This is a genomic window from Mucilaginibacter terrae, assembly GCF_031951985.1.
Taxonomy (GTDB): Bacteria; Bacteroidota; Bacteroidia; order Sphingobacteriales; family Sphingobacteriaceae; genus Mucilaginibacter; species Mucilaginibacter terrae_A.
This window is the reverse complement of the sequence record NZ_JAVLVU010000001.1, coordinates 760923-783427: the sequence shown is the minus strand read 5'-3', so window position 1 is coordinate 783427 and position 22505 is coordinate 760923. Positions and strand designations below refer to the sequence as shown.

Here is a 22505-nt window from a genome sequence, read left to right as displayed (position 1 = left end):
TTGGTGCGGCTCTCCGTACTAATAATAATATTACAAAATGGCTCACAAAAAAGGTGCGGGTAGTTCGAAGAACGGCCGCGAATCGCATAGCAAACGCTTAGGTATCAAGATTTTCGGTGGTCAGGCTGCTATTGCAGGTAACATCATCGTTCGTCAGCGTGGTACCCGTCATAACCCGGGCTTAAACGTAGGTATTGGTCGCGACCATACTTTATTTGCCTTAACAGACGGTCAGGTAGTTTTCAAAAAGAAAGCTGATAACCGTTCATACGTATCGGTATTACCATACGAAGCTGCTGAAGTAGCAGTTGAAGTTGCTCCTGTGGCTGCCGCAGCTGTTGAAGCAGAAGTTGCTCCGGTAAAAGCTAAAAAAGCTCCTAAAGCTAAAGTTGAAGAAGTAGAAGAGGCCCCTAAAGCTGAAACTGCTACCGAAGGCGAAGAAGTTGTAGCTGAGTAATTCTCGGTTTTACACAAAATATAAAAGGCTTATACCATATGGTATAAGCCTTTTTTTATTGCCCTATCTAACCTCTTTCTCCGCCCAAGGCGGAAGGATTTTAACCAACATATTAGCTCGGTACGAGAAATTTTAGACACTTGGTTAGTTTAGCGTATAAGATTCTTCACTATCGTTCAGAATGACAATAGTGTGGGTTGTATTTATATTATCTTTGTCTCAATCATAATATTGCCCGTAAGTAACTTGTGAACAGGACATTTTTTAGCAATATCTAATAACCGTTCAACCTGCTCGTCAATCAGCTCGCCTTTAAAATGTATCCGGGTTTCAATGAGGTTTCCATCAGGCATGGCAAATATCTCCAGGTCAACGTTTATTTCATCTACTATCCACATTTTGCGGTCAATGTACATACGTAGAGTAATAGCTGTGCAACTGCCCAGGCTGGCCAGTAATAAGCCAAATGGGGTCATGCCGGTATCGGTTCCGCCTAAATCACTTGGTTCATCGGCAACAACAGCATGGTTTCCGCTGGTGGCAATGGTTTGATAATGGGCGCGGGTTATACTGGCTTTGCCCTGGGCAACTGATTTTTTTTGTTCTTCCATAATATTAGCAGCAGTAAACATACAGGGTAAACATCATTTATCAAGTAATTAAAGGCGGAATATTTAAACATTGTGTATATAAGGTAAAATATTTGCTGGTAGTCTACTAAAATTATAGACTATTTAAAACTCTTTATATATTTGTTTTACAGCGTTAATTAATTTCTCGTTTAAAGACGTCAAACCTTAGCGGCATAAAACCATTTATAAGTTAACATACATCTAAAATTAAAAACAACATGAGCTTAAGATTAGGCGATAAAGCCCCCAACTTCAAAGCACAAACTTCTATTGGTGACATTGATTTTTATGAATTTTTAGGCGATAGCTGGGGCGTGCTATTTTCGCACCCGGCCGATTATACACCGGTTTGTACCACCGAACTGGGCCGTACCGCAGCATTGAAAGACGAATTTGAAAAACGTAATGTAAAAGTGGCCGCCCTGAGTGTAGACTCGGTTGAATCACATCACGGCTGGATCAGCGATATTAATGAAACTCAAAACGTAGAAGTAAACTTCCCCATCATAGCCGACGAAAACCGTGAGATTTCTGAAGCGTATGATATGATTCACCCTAACGCATCGTTAACAGCCACTGTACGTTCGTTATTTATCATTGCGCCAGATAAGAGCATTAAACTTATCATTACCTACCCGGCATCAACCGGTCGTAATTTTGTAGAAATTTTGCGCGTTATCGACTCGTTACAGCTTACCGCCAACTACAGTGTAGCCACCCCGGCCGACTGGAAAGAAGGCGAAGACGTAGTAATTACTCCTGCCGTAAAAGACGAAGAAATTGAAGCCCGTTTCCCTAAAGGATACACCCGTGTTAAGCCGTATTTGCGTTTAACGCCACAGCCTAATAAGTAACCTCTCCCAACCCTCTCCAAAGGAGAGGGTTTTTAGAAATACAATCAATCGTCATTGCGAGGTACGAAGCAATCTCTGAACTATGCTTAAACGCCATGCTTCCGCAGAGATTGCTTCGTACCTCGCAATGACGTTTTTAGGGGTTTAATAAGCTAAAAAAAATGTCATTTCGAGTGATAACGAGAAATCTTTTCGAAGCGGTTAGCTTGTAAACTCGAAAAGATTTCTCCTAACGTCGAAATGACATTTTGGTATATGTATTTTCAGCCTGTGGTTGGTGTTGTGACCAACCAACCATCAATCCACCTTAATCTCATCAGCAAAAATATACGAAGGACTGCCTTTGCTTTCATGCCATTGCGGTAGTGGGCCGTATTGTTTGGCAACAACTTTAATGTAGCGGGCCTTGCCTGTTACCGGGGCTGTAAAAGCCTGTATTTGTGAGCCCATACTATCCACCGCTACTTTGGTAGTGACCGTAACAGGCGAACGGTAAGTTTTCCCATCATCAGATAATGAATAGGTTACCTGCTGCGGAAACACGATCCAGGCCTGGGTATCTTGTAAGGCGTTCAGGCCAATTTGCTTTACGGGTTTAACGGCGCCTAAATCAATTACCGCCTCCAAATCTTTTCCCTGGAAACCTTGCCAGGCATTGCCTGTACGCCAATTTTTGGTGCCGTACAGGCCGTCAATTAATGCTTCGTTACCGGTGGCAGCATAATTGGGTAGATACCTATTTATAAGAGTTATTTTTGTATTACCGTGTAATTGCGTAAAGGTACCGATATTAACAAAGCTACTTTTACCATTATTAACCGCAATAGCTTTAATGGTGGTAGTAGCTGTAACTGTTAAAGGCTTGCTAAATACGTTTGAGCTTATGCTGGGCATGCTGCCATCAAGCGTGTAGAATATTTTTGCATTGAGGTCGGCACAGTTAATGGCTACGGTAATAGGCTGTTTAAATGTACGCGACGGACTGATAAAACCCGGCGTGGGTACTATCAGCGAATCGGTTATTTTTGAAGTTGGTTTTTCCAGCTCCTGCACAAAGATCTGGTTAGGCAACCTACCGGTAAATATTTCAAATTCACCGCCATTTATAATGTTGTCATAATCTATATAAAGCTTGTTGTACGGCTTTTTGTCGAAATTCATGCCTTGCAGGTAAGTATTGTTGAGGCTAACTGCTGTGCCCGAGTTAAGTACGGTAAATTTCTTGCCGTTCTCTAACGATATAACGGCCTTTTCAAACTGGGGCAAACCTATTAAAAACTGCTGTTGCCCCGGTGCTATATTGTATAAGCCCAAAGCGCTCATTACATACCAGGCCGACATCTGTCCGCAATCTTCGTTACCAGCCAAGCCATCGGGTTTATCGCTATACTGTGTCCTGAAAATGTCTTTCAGTCGCATTTGTGTCTTTTCCGGGTTGGCAGTAAAGTTGTATAGGTAAGCCATGTGGTGGCTTGGTTCGTTACCATGTGCATACTGTCCAATTAGACCAGTAACATCGGCTTGCTCACGACCGCTTAATTTTTCGGTGGTGGTAAATAGCTCGTCCAGTTTTTCTTCCAGTTTTTCTTTGCCGCCCATGGCTTTTGCCAGGCCTTCAACATCCTGCGGGGCAAAAAAGCTGTAGTGCCAGGCGTTGCCTTCGGTATAATTGTTATTTACCTCGGTAGGGTTAAAAGGGGTAAACCAGCTACCGTTAACACGGGCCTGCATAAACCCGGTTTGGTTGTTATAAATGTTTTTCCAGTATTGTGCGCGCCTAATATAGGTGGCATAATCATCGGGCTTGTTCATCATTTTGGCCATTTGGGCTATGCACCAATCATCGTAAGCATATTCTAATGTTTTTGATACCGATTCGTTTTCCGTATCACTTAAAACAGCTCCGTTAGCGCGATACGAATCAAGTCCAAATTGATTTCGGTTCGATGCTGCTTTCATGGCTTCTAAAGCTTTACCGGCGTCAAAATCGCGCACGCCTTTGCTGTAAGCATCAGCTATCACCGGGATAGCATGGTTACCTATCATGCAATAAGTTTCGTTTGAAGCCAAAGGCCATATGGGCAGCAAGCCACCCTGCTCATACATGGCTAAAAATGTTTTAATAAAATCCAGCGTGCGTTTTTTGTCGATAAGTGTAAGCAGCGGGTGCTCGGCCCGGAAGGTATCCCAAAGTGAGAATACCGTGTAATAATTAAAACCCTGTGCCGTATGAATGTTGCCATCTAAACCACGATACTGACCGTCAATATCATTGTAGATATTTGGAGCTATCATGCAGTGGTACAATGCAGTATAAAATATGGTTTGCTTTATTTTTGAATAATCTTGAAAAACCGGTTTCTTAGTTTGCTGCGGGGTTCCATACCCATACGGGTTCATGTTGTAATTTTGCTGCTGCTGGGGCACCGGCGGCCCACCGCCTTCAATAGCTATTTTATTAAGCTCAGTATTCCAGGCGGCTTTGGCATCTTTAACAACCCTTTTAAAATCAAAGTCTTTTACTTCGGCATCAAGGTTTTTTAAGGCACCCTCTGCGCTAACAGCCGATATGCCAACTTTTACCAGTACCTCTTTAGGATCATCAAACTGCACAAACATTTTGATATTTGTACCTTCAGCTTTTTGTTTGCCTTGTTGCAATACGTTGTTTGATGCTATGCCATAAGTTTTAAATGGCTTCGAAAACTTGGCGTGAAAATATACATACTGATTATCGGCCCATGATTTGGATTGGCGGAAGCCGCGTATCTCATGGTCGTTAATTACCTCTATCCATGAGTTTAAGACTTTATCCCGGTGATTTAAATCAATAATTATATTAGCCTGATTACTATATGGATAGCTGTATTTATGTAAACCGGTGCGTTGAGTAGCAGTAAGCTCAACATCAACATCGTACTTATCTAAATGAGTTTTGTAATATCCGGGAGATGCCTGTTCTGCAGCTTTTTTAAAACCCGAGCTGTATTCTTTATTGAGGAAACGGGGGTGGCCGGTAGTGGGCATAAATAGTATATCACAATAATCGGCAATACCTGTTCCGCTTAAATGTGTGTGCGAAAAACCATATACTGTGGTATCTGAATAATGGTATCCCGAACACCCATCCCAGCCCTCAAGCCGGGTATCGGGGCTTAACTGCACCATTCCAAACGGAACGGTAGCTCCCGGAAAAGTATGGCCATGACCACCGGTGCCTATAAAAGGATCAACAAAAGGGGTGTAGTCTTTCTTTTTTTGTGCCGATGCTGTAAAAACAAACAGTAAACAAGAGGAAAGTACCGGAAGTACTTGTTTAACGATTCTCATTAAAATACGTTTATAAACTATGAGGTATAAACGCAAAATAAGGAGTTTAGTGCGAACCCGCAAAAATACTTTAGTTGCTGTGATTTTAGTCTAAATGAAATTCATCCGCATCGCGTAAAAAGGGGAGTGCACGGCGTGTTTTAATCAGTTCTTCGGCATTTATACTAAAGGTGTAAATATCCTCTTCGTTAGGCTTGTAATAAATTACTTTGCCATTAGGGTCAATACACATAGAGTCGCCCGAATGGAAAACCTCATTACCATCATAACCAAAACGGTTTAGGCCAATTACATAAGCCTGGTTTTCAACCGCACGCGCTGGTATTAAGGTGCGCCAGTGCAGTGAGCGGCGTTCCGGCCAGTTGGCAACTATAATAAGTAAATCATATTCGGCATTAACATTGCGCAACCAAACCGGGAAGCGTAAGTCATAGCATATCATAGGGCAAATTTTCCAGCCCTGCAGTTCAACAATAAGCTTTTTGGTACCTGCTGTGTAGGTTTCGTCTTCCTTGCCTAAGGCAAAAAGGTGCCGTTTGTCGTAATGCTCGTAACTGCCGTCGGGGCGCATCCAAATAAGGCGGTTGTAGTACTTGCCGTCTTCGGTAATAATTAAACTGCCGGTTACCACACAATTCATTTTATGTGCGGTGGTCTGCATCCATTGCATGGTTTTACCGCCCATGGGTTCGGCCAGTTTCTCGGCATTCATGGTAAAACCGGTATTGAACATCTCGGGCAGGATAACCAAATCAGTAGACGTACGTACTCCCGACAAGCGCAACGAAATGTTTTGCAGGTTTTTATCTATGTTTTCCCAAAACAGGTAGCCCTGATAGGTCGTAATTTTTAAATTATCCATTGGCAACGGCAAATAATGGTTAGCAATGCAACAGGCAAAGTGCAAGTAACAAAAAAAACTATAATTTCATTAACCTTTCAACGGCTTTCTCCAAAGTTTCTTGCTTTTTAGCAAAACAAAAACGCAATATTTTATGGTCGGTACCTTTGCTGTAAAAAGCCGAAACCGGTATACTGGCTACCCCGTGTTCACGAGTAATTTGTATAGCGTAGTCGCAGTCTTTTATATCAGTAATGTGTTTATAACTAACTGATTGAAAGTACGAGCCCGAGCATGGTAATAACTCCAAACGGGTTTGTGATAAGCCGTCTCTGAAAAAATCACGCTTTCGCTGAAAAAAATCAGGCAACGTATTATAAACGCTTTCATCTTTCAAATATTCGGTTATACCAACCTGCATAGGGGTGTTAACACTAAATACAATATACTGATGAATTTTTCTAAACTCGGCCATAAGTGCGGCAGGAGCCAGGCAATAGCCCATTTTCCATCCGGTGGTGTGAAATAGCTTACCAAATGATGCTACAATAAAACTACGTTCCTGTAATTCAGGGTAGCGTGCCATACTTTGGTGTACTTCACCATCAAAAACCAGGTGTTCGTAAACCTCGTCGCTCAATATGAGTATGTCGCGGTTTTTTACCAATGCAGCCAACTCGTCAATGTCTTCCTGTCGTAATATGGTGGCAGTTGGATTATGCGGCGAATTCAGGATGATCATCCTGGTGCGGTTGCTGATGAGGCGCTTTACCATATCCCAGGCAATACGGTAATCAGGAGGTTCTAATTCTAATGATTTTACGGTTCCGCCCATCAGTTTAATAGCAGGAGCATAACAATCATAAGCCGGCTCAAAAACTATAACCTCATCGTTTGGGTTAATGGTTGCCGCAATGGCTGTAAAAATAGCTTGCGTACCACCGGCGGTTACCGTAATTTCGGTATCGGGGTTGTAAACCGCGCCATAAAGTTTTTCTACTTTTTGGGCTATTTGCTCGCGCAGTGGCATCCAACCGGCCATGGGGGCGTATTGATTATAGCCTTTTTGCATGGCATCGTTAACCAAAGCCGTAAGCCTTGGATCGGCATCATAATCGGGGAACCCTTGCGAAAGATTGATCGCCCCCAGTTCGGCTGCCAGTGCCGACATTACAGTAAATATGGTTGTTCCGGTTTGCGGAAGTTTAGAGCCAGGTATCATTATGGGCTAAAATAGTTAATTAAGCGTAAAAAATAGGTCTTAATAATAAAAGTTGTCTTTTGCTATATCCACAATTGTTTACTTTAGTGCAATGAAGCGTAATTCCTACCTGTTAATATTTGCCGTTACCTGTTTACTGGCCGCCTGTAAATCATCCAACAAAAGCAACGTTCCTGTTGTAGGTTTTGTAGATGCTTTTGAAGATGCCACCATAGCGCAAGCCAAAAACGGCTTTGTTGATGCACTGGCTAAAAATGGTTTTAGTGAAGATAGCGGAACCATAAAAATAGAATATCAAAATGCCCAGGGCAGTATACCTACGCTTACACAAATAGTTAACCAGTTTGTGTCAGAACCTGTTGATGTGCTGGCCACCAGTACCACATTATCGTCGGTTACGGCATCGCAAAAAACTAAGACTATCCCCATATTTATGATGGTATCGCCCACGCCCGAACGTGCGCATTTGCTGGACGCGCAGGGTAAAGCACCGGCCAACTTATTCGGCACGGTAGAAGACCTCAATTACATCGATACTTCATTCAGCATCATTCCTAAATTACTAAAGCCTAAAGGCAGTAAGCTGGTGATTGGGATGATCTACAATCAATCGGAGCCGCAGTCGGCCGATGCTATGGAGCGCATAAAAGGATTAGCGGCCAAGTTGAATGTTACCTTGGTGGCCTTGCCGCTTAATTCATCGGCAGAGGCGCAATTGGTTACGCAGTCGCTTCTTAATAAAAACATAGATGCCTTTTTTGCCAACCCCGATAATACCGTATTTGCCGCGTTTGAAACTATCCTTAAAAGTTGCGAACAAAAGAATGTGCCCATTTTTACCAGTGAGGCCGGTTTGGTACAGCGCGGAGCCGTAGCTGCTTTTGGTGCCGACATTTATCAATGGGGCTATCAATCAGGGTTGCAGGCTGCACAATATCTTAAAACCCATAAAACCGATGGTTTGAAACCCGAAATGGTGAAAATAAGGAAGCGCGTGTACAACCCAACAGCAGCTAAAAAGTATAATATAACCGTACCGGCTAATTTTGAAGCCGTAAAATAATGGAGTTTTATTTAACCGCGTTGTTACAGGGTTTATGTTTTGCGGGAATTGCCGTAGGCATTTATATCTCCATGAAGATATTTAACATCCCCGATATAACTACCGATGGTAGCTATACCCTGGGCGGGATGCTTACAGGTACACTGCTTACACATGCCTTGCCATTATATTTAAGCGCCTTTGCGGTGTTAGTTGCAGGTGCTGTTGCTGGCGCTATAACCGGTATAATACATACTAAGCTAAAGATTAATGCACTGTTGGCCGGTATTTTAGTTTCAACGGCTTTGTACTCGGTTAATATTATTACGGCGGGGCGGTCAAACCTACCCTTGGTTAATACTCCATCGGTATTTAATGTTATTTCTTTTACTACCAATGTTAACCTTAATACGCTTATTATATTGTTGTTTATTGTGGCGCTTATTATTGGTTTAATTGGCTACCTGTTAAAAACCGATTTTGGCATTGCTATGCGCGCCACAGGCAACAGCGAAACTATGATACGAGCCCTTGGTGTGAATACCGACCGCATGAAGATCATCGGGCTTGCCCTGGCCAATGCGTTAACAGCCTTCAGTGGTTTTTTAATGACCCAACAACAAGGTTATGCCGATATTAGTATGGGTATTGGTATTGTTATAATTGGCCTCGGCTCAGTTATTATTGGCGAAACACTGATTAACTGGTTGAACATAACATCGGTATGGGCAAGTTTACTGCTGGTATTGGCCGGGGCTGTTGTTTTTCAGTTGGTGCTGGCTGTAACCTTAACTTTAGGTGTAAATGCCAATTTGCTTAAGTTGGTTACTGCTGCTTTGGTATTGCTGTTTGTAAGTTTACCACGTTTATCATTACTCAGGCAACATGATTAAGCTAAGCAACATCAGTAAAACTTTTAACCGGGGTAAGGCTAACGAGGTTAAAGCTTTACAAAACATCAGCCTTGATATTGCTCCGCTGCAATATGTGGTAGTAGTAGGATCAAATGGTTCGGGCAAGAGTACGCTACTCAACTTAATAGCCGGAAGCTTTTTGCCATCTGTAGGGGAGATTGAGATAGATGGTAACAACGTTACCCGCTTGCAAGACTTTGAGCGCAGCCGCTGGATTGCCCGCGTTTTTCAAAATCCATTGAGCGGTACAGCGCCTGACTTAAGCATTCTGGATAATTTCCGTTTGGCGGCTTTGCGTACGGTGAGCAAAGGATTAAGAGTTGGTACTTCATCGGCATTTAAAAATGAGTTTATAAATAAGATCGCCTTGTTAGGAATGGGGTTGGAAAACAAGCTCGAGCAACCCATGGGGACTCTATCGGGCGGACAACGCCAGGCGCTCACCCTGCTTATGAGCGTAATGGACGATTGTAAGATACTGCTGCTGGATGAGCCAACCGCAGCACTCGACCCACGCTCGGCCCGGTTAGTAATGGAAACTGCCGATAGGTTGATAGCCGAATTTAAACTGACCGCAATTTTAATCACCCATAACCTGAAAGATGCACATATGCATGGTAACAGGCTAATTCAGATGGCTGAGGGCGAAATTATTAAAGATTTTTCAGGTGAAAATAAATTAAGTTTAACTCAGCCCGATTTATTTTCATGGTTTAGTTAATTAACTTCAAATACTGGCAAAGTAATTGTATTGCAAATTGTATCTATGAAAAACAATCAATTTGCACCCATTAAAGATGCTTACCAGTTAGTGCAGGGCGCTAAAGTTAAGGGCACAAAACATGAAGAGATTTTTGAACTTGGCACCTATGATCCTAACAAACGCGGTTACACCATTTATCCTTTTGAGGATGGCGTTAAGTTTAATGATTTCAGCATAATTGTAAGTGAAAAAGAACTCAAAACTTATTATGTAATTGAAGATGTTAATGTAAATATTCCACTTATAGAAGCATCACAACAGGCTATGCCTTTGAGCGATTTGGGCATGGCGAGTTAAAACTCTTTACTTTTATCATATACTTATGGTAATATGGTTTTGTTGATGTAAAACACATTGATGATTCTTAACGATACATACCATATTAATTCGGAATGATTACGGATTAATATTAATTATCACCTGCCGAAGTCATAAGCCGTTGCTATTTGTAACGGCTTTGTTGTTAACAAACACTTAATGCAAACAGGGTAAGGGCTTAATAATTAGGTAATAGCTTTGGGGTTTCAACAACACACTATTATTTATTATGAAGAAACTTTTACTATTGCTGTTATTGGCAACAGGTTTGGTTAGTTGTAAAAAAGACAACGATAGCACTGAAACTCCCGAAGAAGAATTTTTTGTAAATGAAGATCCGGCCAGTTTTGCCGAGATTGCTTCGTTTAAAGTTGGCGGCAAAGGCGCCGCCGAAATTTCAGCTTTTGACCCATCTACCAACCGCTTGTTTGTGGTTAATAACAACGAAACCGAAAACCGTATTGATGTAATTGATTTTAAAGACCCATCAAAAATGACGGTCATAAAATCAATACCTATGTTGCCTTATGGTGGCGCGGTAAACAGTCTCTCGGTTTATGGTGGTAACGTTGCTGCTGCAATCGAATCTACCAACAAGCAAGCGAACGGTAAAGTAGTGGTTTTTAAAACCAGTGATTACAGCAAAGTAGCCGAAATTAATGTAGGTGCCCTGCCTGATATGGTTACTTACTCGCCCGATGGTAAGTATATTTTAACCGCTAACGAAGGTGAGCCAAGTGCCGATTATTTAAACGATCCTGAAGGTTCAATATCAATTATTACGGTTGCCGATTACAGTGTGGTAACTAAAAACTTTGCAGCATTTGCCGGTCAAAAAGATGCGTTACAGGCTAAAGGTTTCCGCATATTTGGCCCAAGCAATGATTTTGTAAAGGATATTGAGCCGGAGTATATTACTATATCTGAAGACTCAAAAACTGCCTGGGTAACCCTGCAGGAAAATAACGGCATTGCCAAAATTGATTTAACCAGCAAAAATATTACCGATATATTTCCATTAGGTTTTAAAGATTACAGCCTGGATGGTAACGAGATTGATCCGAGCGATAAAGAAACACTTAACTATATTGCTGGCAAATGGCCGGTTAAAGGTATATATATGCCCGATGCCATTGCAGTGTTTACGGCTAATAACACGCCGTACTTGTTTACCGCAAATGAAGGCGATGCCCGTGAGTACACCGCTTTTGTAGAAGCGAGACGCGTAAAAGAAATTACCTTAAGTTCAACTGTTTTCCCTAACGCTGCCGATTTGAAAAAAGAACCCCAACTGGGTCGTCTAAATATCACATCAACCTTGGGTGTTGGCGCAGATGGTAAGTATGAGGCTCTTTACTCGTTTGGCGCGCGCTCATTCAGCGTTTGGAATGGTAATACCGGGTCTCAGATTTTTGATAGCAAGAACGAATTAGATGTGCGTACTGTAGCGGCTGGCGTTTATGATGATGCCCGCAGCGATGATAAATCAATTGAGCCTGAAGGTTTAACCATTGGCAAAATTGGCAATAAAACAGTTGCCTTTGTAGGTATGGAGCGCGTAGATGCCGTAGCTATATATGATGTTACCAACCCAACCAAACCCGTGTTTTTACAAATTATTAAATGCGGCGATGCACCAGAAGGCGTATTAATTATCCCGGCTGCTAAAAGCCCAACCAAGAAAAGCTTACTGGTAGTAAGCAGCGAAGATGATGGTACCGTAAAAGTATACACACCTAATACCCTATAACAACACACACACACAGCTTTAAAAAGCAAAAGGCTGCTCCGTTTTGGAGCAGCCTTTATTGTTTACGGTAAGTTAGCTTACTTATTGTAAACTACACGGTAAACTGTGCCTTTTAAATCGTCGGTTATATAAAGCGAGCCATCGGGGCCTTGTGCTAAACCGCAAGGTTTGTGGTCAACACGGCCGCTGGCAGTTTTCTCGGGAGAGCCCGAAAAGCCATCGGCAAAAACTTCATATTCGCCATAAGGTTTACCATCTTTAAATGGCTGGAAAACCACGAAGAAACCTGCTTGAGGTTCAGGAGCACGGTTCCACGAGCCATGAAAAGCAATAAAGGCTCCGTTTTTGTATTTAGCCGGAAACATACTACCGGTATAAAATAACAAGCCGTTAGGAGCAAGGTGACCAGGGAAAGCTGCAGCCGGATCAATAAATTTTGCATCACCCTCTTTTTTAGCGTCGCCGCCATATTCTGGCGCTAATATTTTTTTATGCAAATCCTGGTTATAGTAAATGTAAGGCCAGCCTGCATTGTCGCCTTTTTTAAGTGCATACATACATTCGGCAGGGTAAATGGCCGATTCCTTTTCGGTATACAAATCAGGGAACATGTAGTTAAGCTGGTCGCGGCCGTGCTGCATTACAAACAGTTGGTTGTTTTGCTGGTTCCAGTCGAGGCCAACCACATTACGTAAGCCGGTTGCATAGCGCACGCCATCTTTATAAGTTTGATTGAGCTTATTAGCCTTAAACTGCCATATACCACCAGCCGAATCAAGAATAGGACAACCCTTTTGCCCCATAGAACCTTTTTGGCGATCTTTTATTTGACAAGAGTTTGAGTAAGCACCAATGTTTACATACAGGTTGCCCTCATTATCCAACACCAGTGATTTGGTTTCGTGCTGATTACGGTTAATAAGGCCGGTTACCAGTTTTTCGGGCGCATCAGGATTAATTACTTCCTGCTTTTCATTCAGTTTATAACGGAAAACTTCACTATCAGATGAGGTGTACAGGTAACCATCTTTAATGTATATACCGGTGCCACCGTAATTGCCAAAAGCTTTTTTGGTTTCCAGTTTGCCATCGCCATCAGCATCATGCAAAAACACAATGCCTTTACCGCCTTTATTACGACCAAGTTTAACATATACATCGCCGCTTGCGGTAACGGCAATGTGGCGTGCCTTACCTGTAGTATCGGCGGCTTTTAAGGCGCCAAAACCAGCGGGAAGTTTCAGCCCGGCATTATCGGCATCGGGCTTTACCGGCATTGCCGTGTTTTTGGTGGCCGAATACCATACCAGGCCGGCTAAAGCTATCATGGGGATGAATGATGAAAGCGCAGTTTTTCTTTTCATAAGTTGGTTAAGTGATATTCAAATTAACGCATTAAAATTTGATAAGCCAATACGTGCTTTTTGAATAAGTAATGCAAACGGGTAATGTTTTCATTACAATTTGTACAATTAGTTACCGGTTTAAACCTTGATATGTTATGCACCGTCATACCTACAAAATTACAGGATATGAAAAAGTTCTTCTTAACAATCATAATAGCAGCAAGTGGCTTAGCTACTCAAACTGCAAACGCACAAATTGGCATTAGTATACAAATAGGCCCGCGTGTAGTGCAAAGGCCGGTAGTGTACGACGATTTTTATTACCTGCCCGAAGTGGAGGCTTATTATTCGGTACCCGAACATTGTTATTACTACATGGATGGCCGTAGCTGGGTAAGCGCTGCATACCTGCCGGGCCGCTACCATGATTACGATTGGCGCTCTGCACGCCGTTACCAGGTACGCACCCAGCGCCCGTTTGATAACCATGACTATTATCGCAACAGGTTTGGCGGTAACGCTGGTCGCGATTGGAACCGTAACTGGGACAATAATCAGTATGCCAACCGTGGCTACGACCGCAGGGACAATAACCGTAATGATGACCGCAGATTTGATTCTCCATATGACTCAAACAATGCAGGACGTGGTGGCTACAATCAACCCAACCACGGTAACTATGACCGTATTAACAATTGGAACCGTGGCAATGATAATCGTAACAATAACAACTGGAATAATAATCGCAACGAAGATCGTAACAGGCAAAATGATAACCGCGGCTATGGACCAGACAGGAATCAAGGTGGCTATTTAAACAACAATAGCAATAACCCCAATAATAACCGTGGTAACGACCGCAATAACAACCGTGGCAATGATAACAGGGGCCAGCGTTTAGTTGAAAACGGCGCTCGTGATAGCAGACCTGATTTTGGTTCGGTTAAACGGGTAGCTTTTTAAATATTATTAACTCCATCATATGTAAAAAATGGCCGCTCCTGTTTGGATGCGGCCATTTGTTTTAATGGTCTTTACCATCGTGGTATGATGCTGTGCCTTCCTGTATCTTATCGGGATTACCCTCGGCACCACCTTCATGTTGCAGGTTTATGGTTTTTTCATGAATGGCTTGCTCATCCTTACCCATTGCTTCATCAGGGGCACCTTCCTGGTGCTCGGGTTTGAAATTCTGATTTTCCGGATGCTCTTCTGCTGGTTCGGTACGCCTGAAGTATTCATTTTTATAACCCGCGTTGCGCGATGGGTTACCGGGCGAATCGCCTGATTCTGTTTCATTCATTTCGCCAAAAGCATGACCGCCCATGCCATGGCTCTCATGACCGGGAGTTTCCGCATCAGCCACTTCACCGCCCCAAATCAAATTGCGGGCACGTAGCGCTTTTTCATCTAAATTATTGTCGTCTTCAACCTTATAACCACGGGCTTTTTCGCCGTTTGGGTTATTTTGTTCATCATTATTGACTGCCATAGGTTTTACTTTTATGTATACCTAAAACAATGATTGAGTTAAAAAAATGTTTTAAAAAGTATGGGATAGAAAAATTAAACTTTATCTAATGCTGCGCTAATATCTTCTATCAAATCATCGATATGCTCCAACCCAACCGATACCCGCAATAAATTTTGCGGTGTTTTGGTATCAGGGCCTTCAATAGCTGCACGGCGTTCAATCAGGCTTTCAACGCCGCCCAGGCTGGTAGCGCTGGTAAAAAGTTTGGTGGCATTTATCACACGTTCGGTTTCGGCTACGCCTCCCTTCACCAAAAATGATAACATGCCGCCAAAGCTCAGCATTTGCTCTTTAGCCAATTCGTGCTGAGAGTGAGAGGGAAGCCCCGGATACAAAACCTGCTCAACGTTTGGATGATTCTCTAAAAATAAAGCCAGCAACCCTGCATTGTGTTCATGGCCGCGCATGCGGTAAGGCAAAGTTTTTATACTGCGGGTAAGCCAGTAACAATCGGCAGGAGCAGGGATAGCGCCGCCCATTTGCTGTATTTGCTGTATGCGTTCCCACCACTCATCTTTTTTAGGAGTGATAAGTGCACCGCCGGTTAAATCGCTGTGGCCGCCAAGGTATTTGGTTGTAGAATGCATCACCAAATCGGCTCCCAAGCTTAATGGCTGCTGCCCCAGCGGACTCGCGAAGGTATTATCGCAAGCTACCTTTATACCGCGTTCATGGCCTATGGCAACAACTTTTTTAATATCAGTTATTTTAAGCAGAGGATTTGATGGGGTTTCTATCCAGATCAATCCCGTATTTGATTTGATGTGCGATAGCAATACTGCTTCATCATTCAAATCAATAAAATCAAAATCCAATATACCGGCAAAAAGTGCTTTAAGCTGATTGCGCAAACCGTGGTACATATCATCGGGCCCAATAATATGGGTACCCGGTTTAAGCGATTGAAACACCGTCATACCCGCCGCATTGCCCGATGAAAATGCCGCTGCATCAGCACCGCCTTCCAGTTTGGCCAATACGTTCTCTAAAGCCAGGCGGTTAGGGTTACCCGCACGGCTGTAGCTATACCCCTTGCTGTAGCCACCGTCTTCGTCACGTTCAAAAGTTGTAGCCAAAACAATAGGCTGTATTACGGCCGATGTAGTGGCATCGATGTGGTTGGCGGCATGTATGGCCAGGGTTTCAATTTTCATTATTAAGCTATTTAGTGCGGTGGCAAATGTAATTTTTTTGGAAAGGAAGTTGAAAATTATGCACAGTTGCATAGCATAAATTTTGCAATTGTTACATGTGCCTACTTATATCTATTACATTACCTTATTAACTATTACAGAGCGCATGCCATTAATTATATCACAAATTAAGCTACTAACCTGCTATATTTAATACTAAAACAAAGTTTATATTGATTTTAGGCTGATAAATACCGAATAAATATATATTTGCCATGTTGAGGCACTCCTAATTGCCTTGTACATGGTAATGACAGATTATAACACCGAAGCAAGCGAAAAGTACGAATTAGTTGTAGGTTTAGAAGTTCACGCCCAACTATCCACCCAAAGCAAAATATTCTCGGCCGATAGTGCCGCATTTGGCGCGGGTCCTAACGAGCATGTAAGTATGGTATCATTAGGGCACCCCGGCACGCTGCCTTTCTTAAATAAAAGGGCGGTTGAATATGCCGTAAAGCTGGGTTTTGCCTGCCATGGCCGTATTAATCAATACAATAATTTTGCCCGCAAAAATTACTTTTATGCCGATCTACCAAAAGGTTATCAAATTAGCCAGGATCAGCACCCGGTAATTACCGGCGGTTACGTAACTGTAAAATTGCCCGATGGTAATACCCGCCAAATAGCCATTCACCATATACATATGGAAGAAGATGCAGGCAAAAGTATGCACGACCAGCATGATACGCACTCACTTATTGATTTAAACCGGGCTGGTGTTCCTTTGTTAGAAATTGTTTCTGAACCGGATATCCACAGTGCCGAGGAAGCGGGATTATACATTACCGAATTGCGTAAGCTGTTGCGTTATCTTAATGTTTGCGATGGCAATATGGAAGAGGGTAGCATGCGCTGCGACGCCAATATATCTGTGCGTTTAAAAGGTGCAACTACCTTGGGTAATCGTTGTGAGGTGAAAAACCTTAACTCTATCCGTAATGTACAACGTGCTATTGAACACGAGTTTTTACGCCAGGTAAGCGTAATTGAAGCAGGTGGGCACATTGACCAGAATACCCTGAACTTTGATGCCAACACAGGCGAAACATCTGTTTTACGTAGCAAGGAGATGGCCAACGATTATCGTTATTTTCCAGAACCCGATTTGCAACCCCTTCAACTGAGCGACGAATACCTGGAGGCTGTGCGTAAAACTATGCCTGCATTGCCCGAGGAGTTGTACCATAAGTATATAGCCGAATTAGGATTGAATGATTACGATGCATCGGTTATAACAGCAGATCATGATTTGGTTATGTATTTTGAGCAATTGATTAAACATACTACCAACTACAAATCGGCGGCTAACTGGCTAATGGGTACCGTAAAATCATACCTTAACGAGCATCACCTAACCATTGATATGCTTACACTGTTGCCACAGCAATTAGCAGGCCTTATACAATTGGTTGATAGTGGTAAAGTGAACAATACCGTTGCATCACACAAAATATTCCCCGCACTGTTAACTGATGCCGGTAATACAGCTGTACAAGTAGCTGCAGAGCTTAATTTGTTGATAAGCGAAGACGGTGACGAGCTTGAAGGATTTATAAAAGAAGCCCTCGCCAAATTTCCTGATAAGGTGGTTGAATACCAAAAAGGCAAAAAAGGCGTATTAGGTTTGTTCATGGGCGAAATTATGAAACGCTCAAAGGGAAAAATTGACCCTCAAAAAACCAATCAGTTATTAATTAAAGCCATTATGGCAAAGTAAAAATGAAAAAACACATTGTAACTTATACAATAGCAGCCGCTTTGTTGGGCCTGTATTCATGTAAAGATGATAAAGCCTTTAAAATAGAAGGAACTATTGCCAATGCCGATACGTTAAAGAAAATTGAACTATTACGTGCCGATACAAACCAGGTAAGTGTTATTGCTACCGCCGAACTTAAAGATGGCAAATTTGAATTTAAAAATCAGGCTCAGGCTGCCAACTTGTTTAAGTTGCGCATTGGTCAATCATTATTTGATTTAATTGCCCAAAACGGCGATGATATTAAGTTTGAAACCGACCTTAAAAATGAAAAGCATGATTATAAGGTAAGTGGCTCGCAGGAATCGGACAAAATTAAAGAGTTTAATACCTTTAGTAATGTTTACAGCGCTAAAAATGCGCAACTGGTAAATGAATTTCAAAGCAAGGTGCAAGGCAATAACCAGGATTCGTTATTGAAAGTATATCAGCCTGTATTTGAAAAAAACATGGCCGATTACAGTAAAGAGGTTTTAAAGTTTGTAGACGACAATAAGAAATCATTAGCGGCATTTTATGCAGCGATGTCTTTAGATCCTAACAAGTATGAACAACAGTTGGTTGATTATGCTGATGGCTTAAAAGGTGAGTTTAAAGAAAATGCCCCGGTGCAAATGTTTATCCGCCAGATGGAAGCCGTAAAGCCGGTATCGGTAGGGCATAAGGCGCCTGATTTTACTGCTAAAGATGTTACTGGCAAAGATGTAAAACTGGCCGACTTTAAAGGCAAATATGTAATGCTCGATTTTTGGGCATCATGGTGCGGCCCTTGTCGCCAGGAAAATCCTAATGTTGTACGCCTTTACAATCAATATAAAGCAAAGGGTTTCAACATTCTTGGTATTTCGTTAGATGATAACAAAGCAGCATGGCAACGTGCTATTATGGATGATAAACTTACCTGGCAACATGTATCTGACCTGCAAAAGTGGGACGGAGCAGTTGCAAGATCATACCAGATTCAAGCCATACCATCAAACTTTATACTTGATCTTCAGGGGAATATCATAGCTAAAAATATTACAGGTAAAAATTTGGAAGAGTTTTTAAATAAAACTTTCGCTAAACTTTAACATAATATTAAGCTTTAACAATTTATTAACATAGGTTTAACCATTTGCTTTTGTTTTGGTATTACCTTTATACCAAAATTCAACCCTTAGATGAGTACAGCAAAACAAAAAATATTAATTGTTGACGACGAGCCTGATATTTTAGAGTTAATAGAATATAACTTAAAGAAAGAGGGTTACCAGGTTCATTTGGCTCATAACGGCCAGGAAGCTGTAGCCGAAGCAAAAAAGGTATTGCCTGATTTGATTGTGCTGGATATTATGATGCCCAAAATGGATGGCATTGAGGCTTGCCGCATTATGCGCACTATGCCCGAGTTTAAAAATACCTTTATGGTATTTTTAACTGCCCGTAGTGAAGAGTATTCGGAAATTGCAGGCTTTAATGTTGGTGCCGATGATTATATTGCCAAACCTATTAAGCCTCGCGCACTGGTTAGCCGTATAAATGCTATACTACGCCGCAATGCCGGTACCGAAGAGGTATCAGACAATAAGCTTGAAGTTGGCGATTTGGTTATTGATCGTGAGAGCTATCTGGTTTATCAAAATGGTAACAAAGTAGTTTTAGCCAAAAAAGAATTCGAATTACTTTACCTGCTGGCCTCAAAACCCGGAAAGGTTTACACCCGCGAGGTGATCCTTAAAAATATATGGGAAGACTCGGTAGTGGTAACTAACCGTACCATTGATGTGCACATTCGCAAACTGCGTGAAAAACTTGGTGAAAACTATGTATCAACTGTTAAAGGTGTAGGTTACAAGTTCGAATACTTATAAATAAACTAAAACTGAATACGATCAGGCGCTTATCTGTAAAAAGGTAAGCGCCTTTTTTGTAGGTGATAAAATGCGGTGTAAGTGGTATTTACATTTTTGGCATAATAACCGTACTTTTGCAGGCTATTTATAATTATGAAGATTCCGAAGTTTGCCGACCTCATTATATACGAAGATGATAACGTGTTTGTAGTAAACAAGCCGCCTTTCATCAGCTCTTTAGATGAGCGAGGTGATGGTAGTAGCGAGATAAGCATGCTGCGCCTGGCTAAAAATTATTGGGAAGATGCCCAGATATGCCACCGTTTGGATAAAGAAACTTCGGGTGCGCTTATATTTGCCAAAAATCCTGAAGCATATCGTTCGGTATCAATGCAGTTTGAACGTCGTAAGGTAAAAAAGGTGTACCATGCAGTAATTGAAGGCACCCATGTATTTGATGAACTTTTGGTTGATTTGCCTATTCTTAATACTGGTAAAGGTAATGTATCAATCAGCAGGCAGGAGGGTAAACGTGCCGAAACCTGGTTTCAATCGTTAAAATATTTTAAGCATTACACTTTGGTTGAGTGCCGCCCTGTAACCGGCCGTATGCACCAGATACGTATACACTTGGCTACGCAGCGGGCTTCCATAGCCGGTGATGAGATGTATAAGGGCAAGCCGGTTTTCCTGTCGCAATTAAAACGGAAATACCATTTAGGCAAAGATCAGGAAGAGCTGCCCATCATGAAGCGCTTCGCCCTGCATGCTTACGAAGTAACCTTTAAACCCGATGGTGAAAACGATGTAACCATCCACGCTGAGTATCCCAAAGATTTTGAAACGCTGTTGAAGTTGTTGGATAAGTTTGATAGTTAAGAGATTGTTATTTAAATATCACACTAAATAGGAATTGCTTATTCATACCGCTGTGGTCATCATAAAAGAAGTTGTAGGTATTACTATTAGATTTTTTTCTGTCTTCTATTAACTGTGATATGCCTAACTTAAAAGTAGTGTAACCCTGAAAACCTGTTGAAAGCTTAGTTATGGGTTGTTTTTGCTGATTTAAAATGGTAACCTCGGGAATACATTTTTCTCTTGGCGCATCGGAAAAATACATAATCCGAAGGCTGTCACTCTTTTTTACATTTCTAATATTTATCTCGACTGTTTTTTTGTAATTGATGTTGTATTTCCTGATTTTGGCGCGGTTATAATATATATGCCAATAATCGAGAGTATCTTTATTATTGTTTGTGCCTTTCGCTTTACAATTTACAGCCCAGCCCAGTAACGATATAATAATTAACAGTTTTGCAAAGTTCATATTACCAATAGATTTTATAAAGATAATAGTGCTGGTTTTCATTCAAATATAAAACAAAAAGCAATCTTTTAAGATTGCTTTTTGTAGATTAAACGTAGTGGTTATTACAAATAGCTACTTGCTTCTGTTAGCTTATTAATTACCTCCGCCGGTAAATTCAAATTCACTGCTTTACTTAACTCATTTAACTGCTCAATGCTTGTAGCGCTGGCAATAGGAGCTGTTACACTCGGTCTTGCAATTACCCATGCTAATGATACGGCGGCAGGAGTGGTGTTATATTCTTTGGCAACTTTATCCAACGCTTGAAGAATACGTTGGCCCCGCTCATTTAAATACTTTTTAATACCTGCGCCACGTTTGCTCTTGTTTAAATCAGCTTCGCTGCGGTATTTGCCACTCAGAAAACCGCTGGCCAGCGAGTAATAGGTTATTACGCCTAAATTATTTTCGGCGCATAATGGCTCAAGCTCCTTCTCATAGCCTTCGCGGTCGTATAAATTATACTCAGGTTGAAGGCTGATATATGCGGGAAATCCATGCTGTTTACTTGCCTGTAATGATTCGGCTAACCTTTCGGCAGTAAAGTTTGATGCGCCTATGTAACGTACTTTTCCATCTTTAATTAATTGCTGATATGCTTCCAGTGTTTCTTGTACAGGCGTGTCTTTATCATCGTAATGTGATTGATAAAGGTCTATATGATCTGTTTGCAATCGGCGTAACGAATCTTCGGCTGCTTTAACAATATAATCCTTTGACAGATTCTTTTTGCTGTCATTGGGCTGCATGGAGCTGCCAACCTTAGTAGCAATTACTACCTGGTTACGTTTGCCGGTTTTTTTTAACCAATTGCCTATAATAGTTTCCGATTCCCCGCCTTTGTTGCCGGGCACCCAGCGGGAGTATACATCGGCAGTATCAATGAAATCCAGCCCGTTGTCAACAAAGGCATCCAGTATTTTAAATGAAGTTGCTTCATCAATCGTCCATCCAAAAATGTTGCCTCCAAATACAAACGGAGCAATATTTAAGTCGGAATTCCCTATTTTTCTTTTGGTCATAAAGTGTTATTACCTGATGCTGTTAATTTAATTTGTTCAGCCAGTTCGTCAACCCAACCACTAAAATAAGGCTCGCTGCCACCTATACGCTCCCAGTTGCCATCGGCATCTTTGGCAATTATCAAGTGTAAACTATCATCTAATGATTTGAATTCGTAAGCCTCAACGCCTCCATCATGAATCACGGAGTTTACTACACCTTCAATCTGGCTGTCGGAGCCGGTTAATATTGCTTCAAATTGTTGTTCCATGTAAAATAATTTAAAACTGTATAATGAGTTATTATACAAATAATAGCGTTTGGTAACTATTTGTTTT

General features: G+C 41.7%; 22 protein-coding genes. 12 read left to right on the top strand and 10 right to left on the bottom strand.

Annotated features, from left to right (window positions below; all coding sequences use genetic code 11):
- Positions 1 to 37: 37 nt before the first annotated feature.
- Positions 38 to 457 carry a 50S ribosomal protein L27 gene (gene rpmA, locus QE417_RS03270; protein ID WP_311947491.1) on the top strand — a complete coding sequence of 140 codons (420 nt, stop codon included), beginning with the start codon at positions 38 to 40 and terminating at the stop codon, positions 455 to 457.
- A gap of 203 nt (positions 458 to 660) precedes the next feature.
- Here the strand turns inward: rpmA and QE417_RS03265 are convergent, their stop codons facing one another.
- A complete protein-coding gene (locus QE417_RS03265) occupies positions 661 to 1068 on the bottom strand; it encodes an OsmC family protein (RefSeq protein ID WP_311947490.1) in 408 nt (135 codons plus the stop codon).
- 239 nt (positions 1069 to 1307) lie between these two features.
- Here QE417_RS03265 and QE417_RS03260 point away from each other — a divergent pair, with 239 nt between their 5' ends.
- Entirely contained in the window at positions 1308 to 1943 is a 636-nt protein-coding gene (locus tag QE417_RS03260; RefSeq protein WP_311947489.1) for a peroxiredoxin, read from the top strand.
- Positions 1944 to 2240: 297 nt separating this feature from the next.
- Here QE417_RS03260 and QE417_RS03255 read toward each other — a convergent pair whose 3' ends face one another.
- The 3 genes from QE417_RS03255 to QE417_RS03245 form a co-directional block, all read right to left on the bottom strand.
- Positions 2241 to 5273, bottom strand: a complete 3033-nt coding sequence (locus QE417_RS03255) for a GH92 family glycosyl hydrolase (RefSeq protein ID WP_311947488.1) — start codon at positions 5271 to 5273, stop codon at positions 2241 to 2243.
- Positions 5274 to 5358: 85 nt separating this feature from the next.
- Positions 5359 to 6135 carry an amidohydrolase gene (locus QE417_RS03250; protein WP_311947487.1) on the bottom strand — a complete coding sequence of 259 codons (777 nt, stop codon included), beginning with the start codon at positions 6133 to 6135 and terminating at the stop codon, positions 5359 to 5361.
- Positions 6136 to 6193: 58 nt separating this feature from the next.
- Complete coding sequence (locus QE417_RS03245; protein WP_376717521.1) at positions 6194 to 7336, bottom strand: methionine aminotransferase; 1143 nt, start codon at positions 7334 to 7336, stop codon at positions 6194 to 6196.
- 91 nt (positions 7337 to 7427) lie between these two features.
- On the opposite strand from QE417_RS03245, the gene QE417_RS03240 reads away from it, so the two are divergent.
- The 5 genes from QE417_RS03240 (at position 7428) to QE417_RS03220 (ending at position 12123) form a co-directional block, all read left to right on the top strand.
- The gene (locus QE417_RS03240; RefSeq protein ID WP_311947486.1) at positions 7428 to 8399 is read left to right on the top strand and encodes an ABC transporter substrate-binding protein; all 972 of its coding nucleotides are present in this window, start codon (positions 7428 to 7430) and stop codon (positions 8397 to 8399) included.
- Complete coding sequence (locus tag QE417_RS03235) at positions 8399 to 9271, top strand: ABC transporter permease (RefSeq protein WP_311947485.1); 873 nt, start codon at positions 8399 to 8401, stop codon at positions 9269 to 9271. Before QE417_RS03240 ends, QE417_RS03235 begins: the two co-directional genes overlap by 1 nt.
- A complete protein-coding gene (locus tag QE417_RS03230; protein WP_311947484.1) occupies positions 9264 to 10013 on the top strand; it encodes an ABC transporter ATP-binding protein in 750 nt (249 codons plus the stop codon). Before QE417_RS03235 ends, QE417_RS03230 begins: the two co-directional genes overlap by 8 nt.
- A gap of 45 nt (positions 10014 to 10058) precedes the next feature.
- On the top strand, positions 10059 to 10352 hold the full coding sequence (locus tag QE417_RS03225) for a hypothetical protein (RefSeq protein ID WP_311947483.1): 294 nt from the start codon (positions 10059 to 10061) through the stop codon (positions 10350 to 10352).
- A 250-nt stretch (positions 10353 to 10602) separates the two neighbouring features.
- On the top strand, positions 10603 to 12123 hold the full coding sequence (locus QE417_RS03220; RefSeq protein ID WP_311947482.1) for a choice-of-anchor I family protein: 1521 nt from the start codon (positions 10603 to 10605) through the stop codon (positions 12121 to 12123).
- A 77-nt stretch (positions 12124 to 12200) separates the two neighbouring features.
- On the opposite strand, the gene QE417_RS03215 is transcribed toward QE417_RS03220, so the two are convergent.
- The gene (locus tag QE417_RS03215) at positions 12201 to 13487 is read right to left on the bottom strand and encodes a PQQ-dependent sugar dehydrogenase (RefSeq protein WP_311947480.1); all 1287 of its coding nucleotides are present in this window, start codon (positions 13485 to 13487) and stop codon (positions 12201 to 12203) included.
- Positions 13488 to 13655: 168 nt separating this feature from the next.
- Between QE417_RS03215 and QE417_RS03210 the strand changes: the two genes are divergently transcribed.
- Positions 13656 to 14432, top strand: a complete 777-nt coding sequence (locus QE417_RS03210) for a hypothetical protein (RefSeq protein ID WP_311947479.1) — start codon at positions 13656 to 13658, stop codon at positions 14430 to 14432.
- Between the two features lie 61 nt (positions 14433 to 14493).
- On the opposite strand, the gene QE417_RS03205 is transcribed toward QE417_RS03210, so the two are convergent.
- Positions 14494 to 14961: a hypothetical protein gene (locus QE417_RS03205; RefSeq protein WP_311947478.1), complete on the bottom strand. Its 468-nt coding sequence runs from the start codon at positions 14959 to 14961 to the stop codon at positions 14494 to 14496.
- A 74-nt stretch (positions 14962 to 15035) separates the two neighbouring features.
- Positions 15036 to 16157, bottom strand: coding sequence for a trans-sulfuration enzyme family protein (locus tag QE417_RS03200; RefSeq protein WP_311947477.1), 1122 nt, complete (start codon positions 16155 to 16157; stop codon positions 15036 to 15038).
- A 289-nt stretch (positions 16158 to 16446) separates the two neighbouring features.
- On the opposite strand from QE417_RS03200, the gene gatB reads away from it, so the two are divergent.
- The 4 genes from gatB (at position 16447) to QE417_RS03180 (ending at position 20672) form a co-directional block, all read left to right on the top strand.
- On the top strand, positions 16447 to 17916 hold the full coding sequence (gene gatB, locus QE417_RS03195) for an Asp-tRNA(Asn)/Glu-tRNA(Gln) amidotransferase subunit GatB (RefSeq protein WP_311947476.1): 1470 nt from the start codon (positions 16447 to 16449) through the stop codon (positions 17914 to 17916).
- A gap of 2 nt (positions 17917 to 17918) precedes the next feature.
- Positions 17919 to 19031 carry a TlpA disulfide reductase family protein gene (locus tag QE417_RS03190; protein ID WP_311947474.1) on the top strand — a complete coding sequence of 371 codons (1113 nt, stop codon included), beginning with the start codon at positions 17919 to 17921 and terminating at the stop codon, positions 19029 to 19031.
- A gap of 90 nt (positions 19032 to 19121) precedes the next feature.
- Positions 19122 to 19811, top strand: a complete 690-nt coding sequence (locus QE417_RS03185; RefSeq protein WP_311947472.1) for a response regulator transcription factor — start codon at positions 19122 to 19124, stop codon at positions 19809 to 19811.
- A 135-nt stretch (positions 19812 to 19946) separates the two neighbouring features.
- Positions 19947 to 20672, top strand: coding sequence for an RluA family pseudouridine synthase (locus QE417_RS03180; protein WP_311947470.1), 726 nt, complete (start codon positions 19947 to 19949; stop codon positions 20670 to 20672).
- Positions 20673 to 20679: 7 nt separating this feature from the next.
- On the opposite strand, the gene QE417_RS03175 is transcribed toward QE417_RS03180, so the two are convergent.
- The 3 genes from QE417_RS03175 to QE417_RS03165 all read right to left on the bottom strand — a co-directional run bounded on the left by QE417_RS03175 (position 20680) and on the right by QE417_RS03165 (position 22438).
- A complete protein-coding gene (locus QE417_RS03175) occupies positions 20680 to 21165 on the bottom strand; it encodes a hypothetical protein (RefSeq protein ID WP_311947468.1) in 486 nt (161 codons plus the stop codon).
- A 62-nt stretch (positions 21166 to 21227) separates the two neighbouring features.
- Entirely contained in the window at positions 21228 to 22187 is a 960-nt protein-coding gene (locus QE417_RS03170; RefSeq protein WP_311947467.1) for an aldo/keto reductase, read from the bottom strand.
- Positions 22184 to 22438: a hypothetical protein gene (locus QE417_RS03165; protein WP_311947466.1), complete on the bottom strand. Its 255-nt coding sequence runs from the start codon at positions 22436 to 22438 to the stop codon at positions 22184 to 22186. The genes QE417_RS03170 and QE417_RS03165 overlap by 4 nt, the downstream gene beginning before the upstream one ends.
- Between the last annotated feature and the right edge of the window lie 67 nt (positions 22439 to 22505).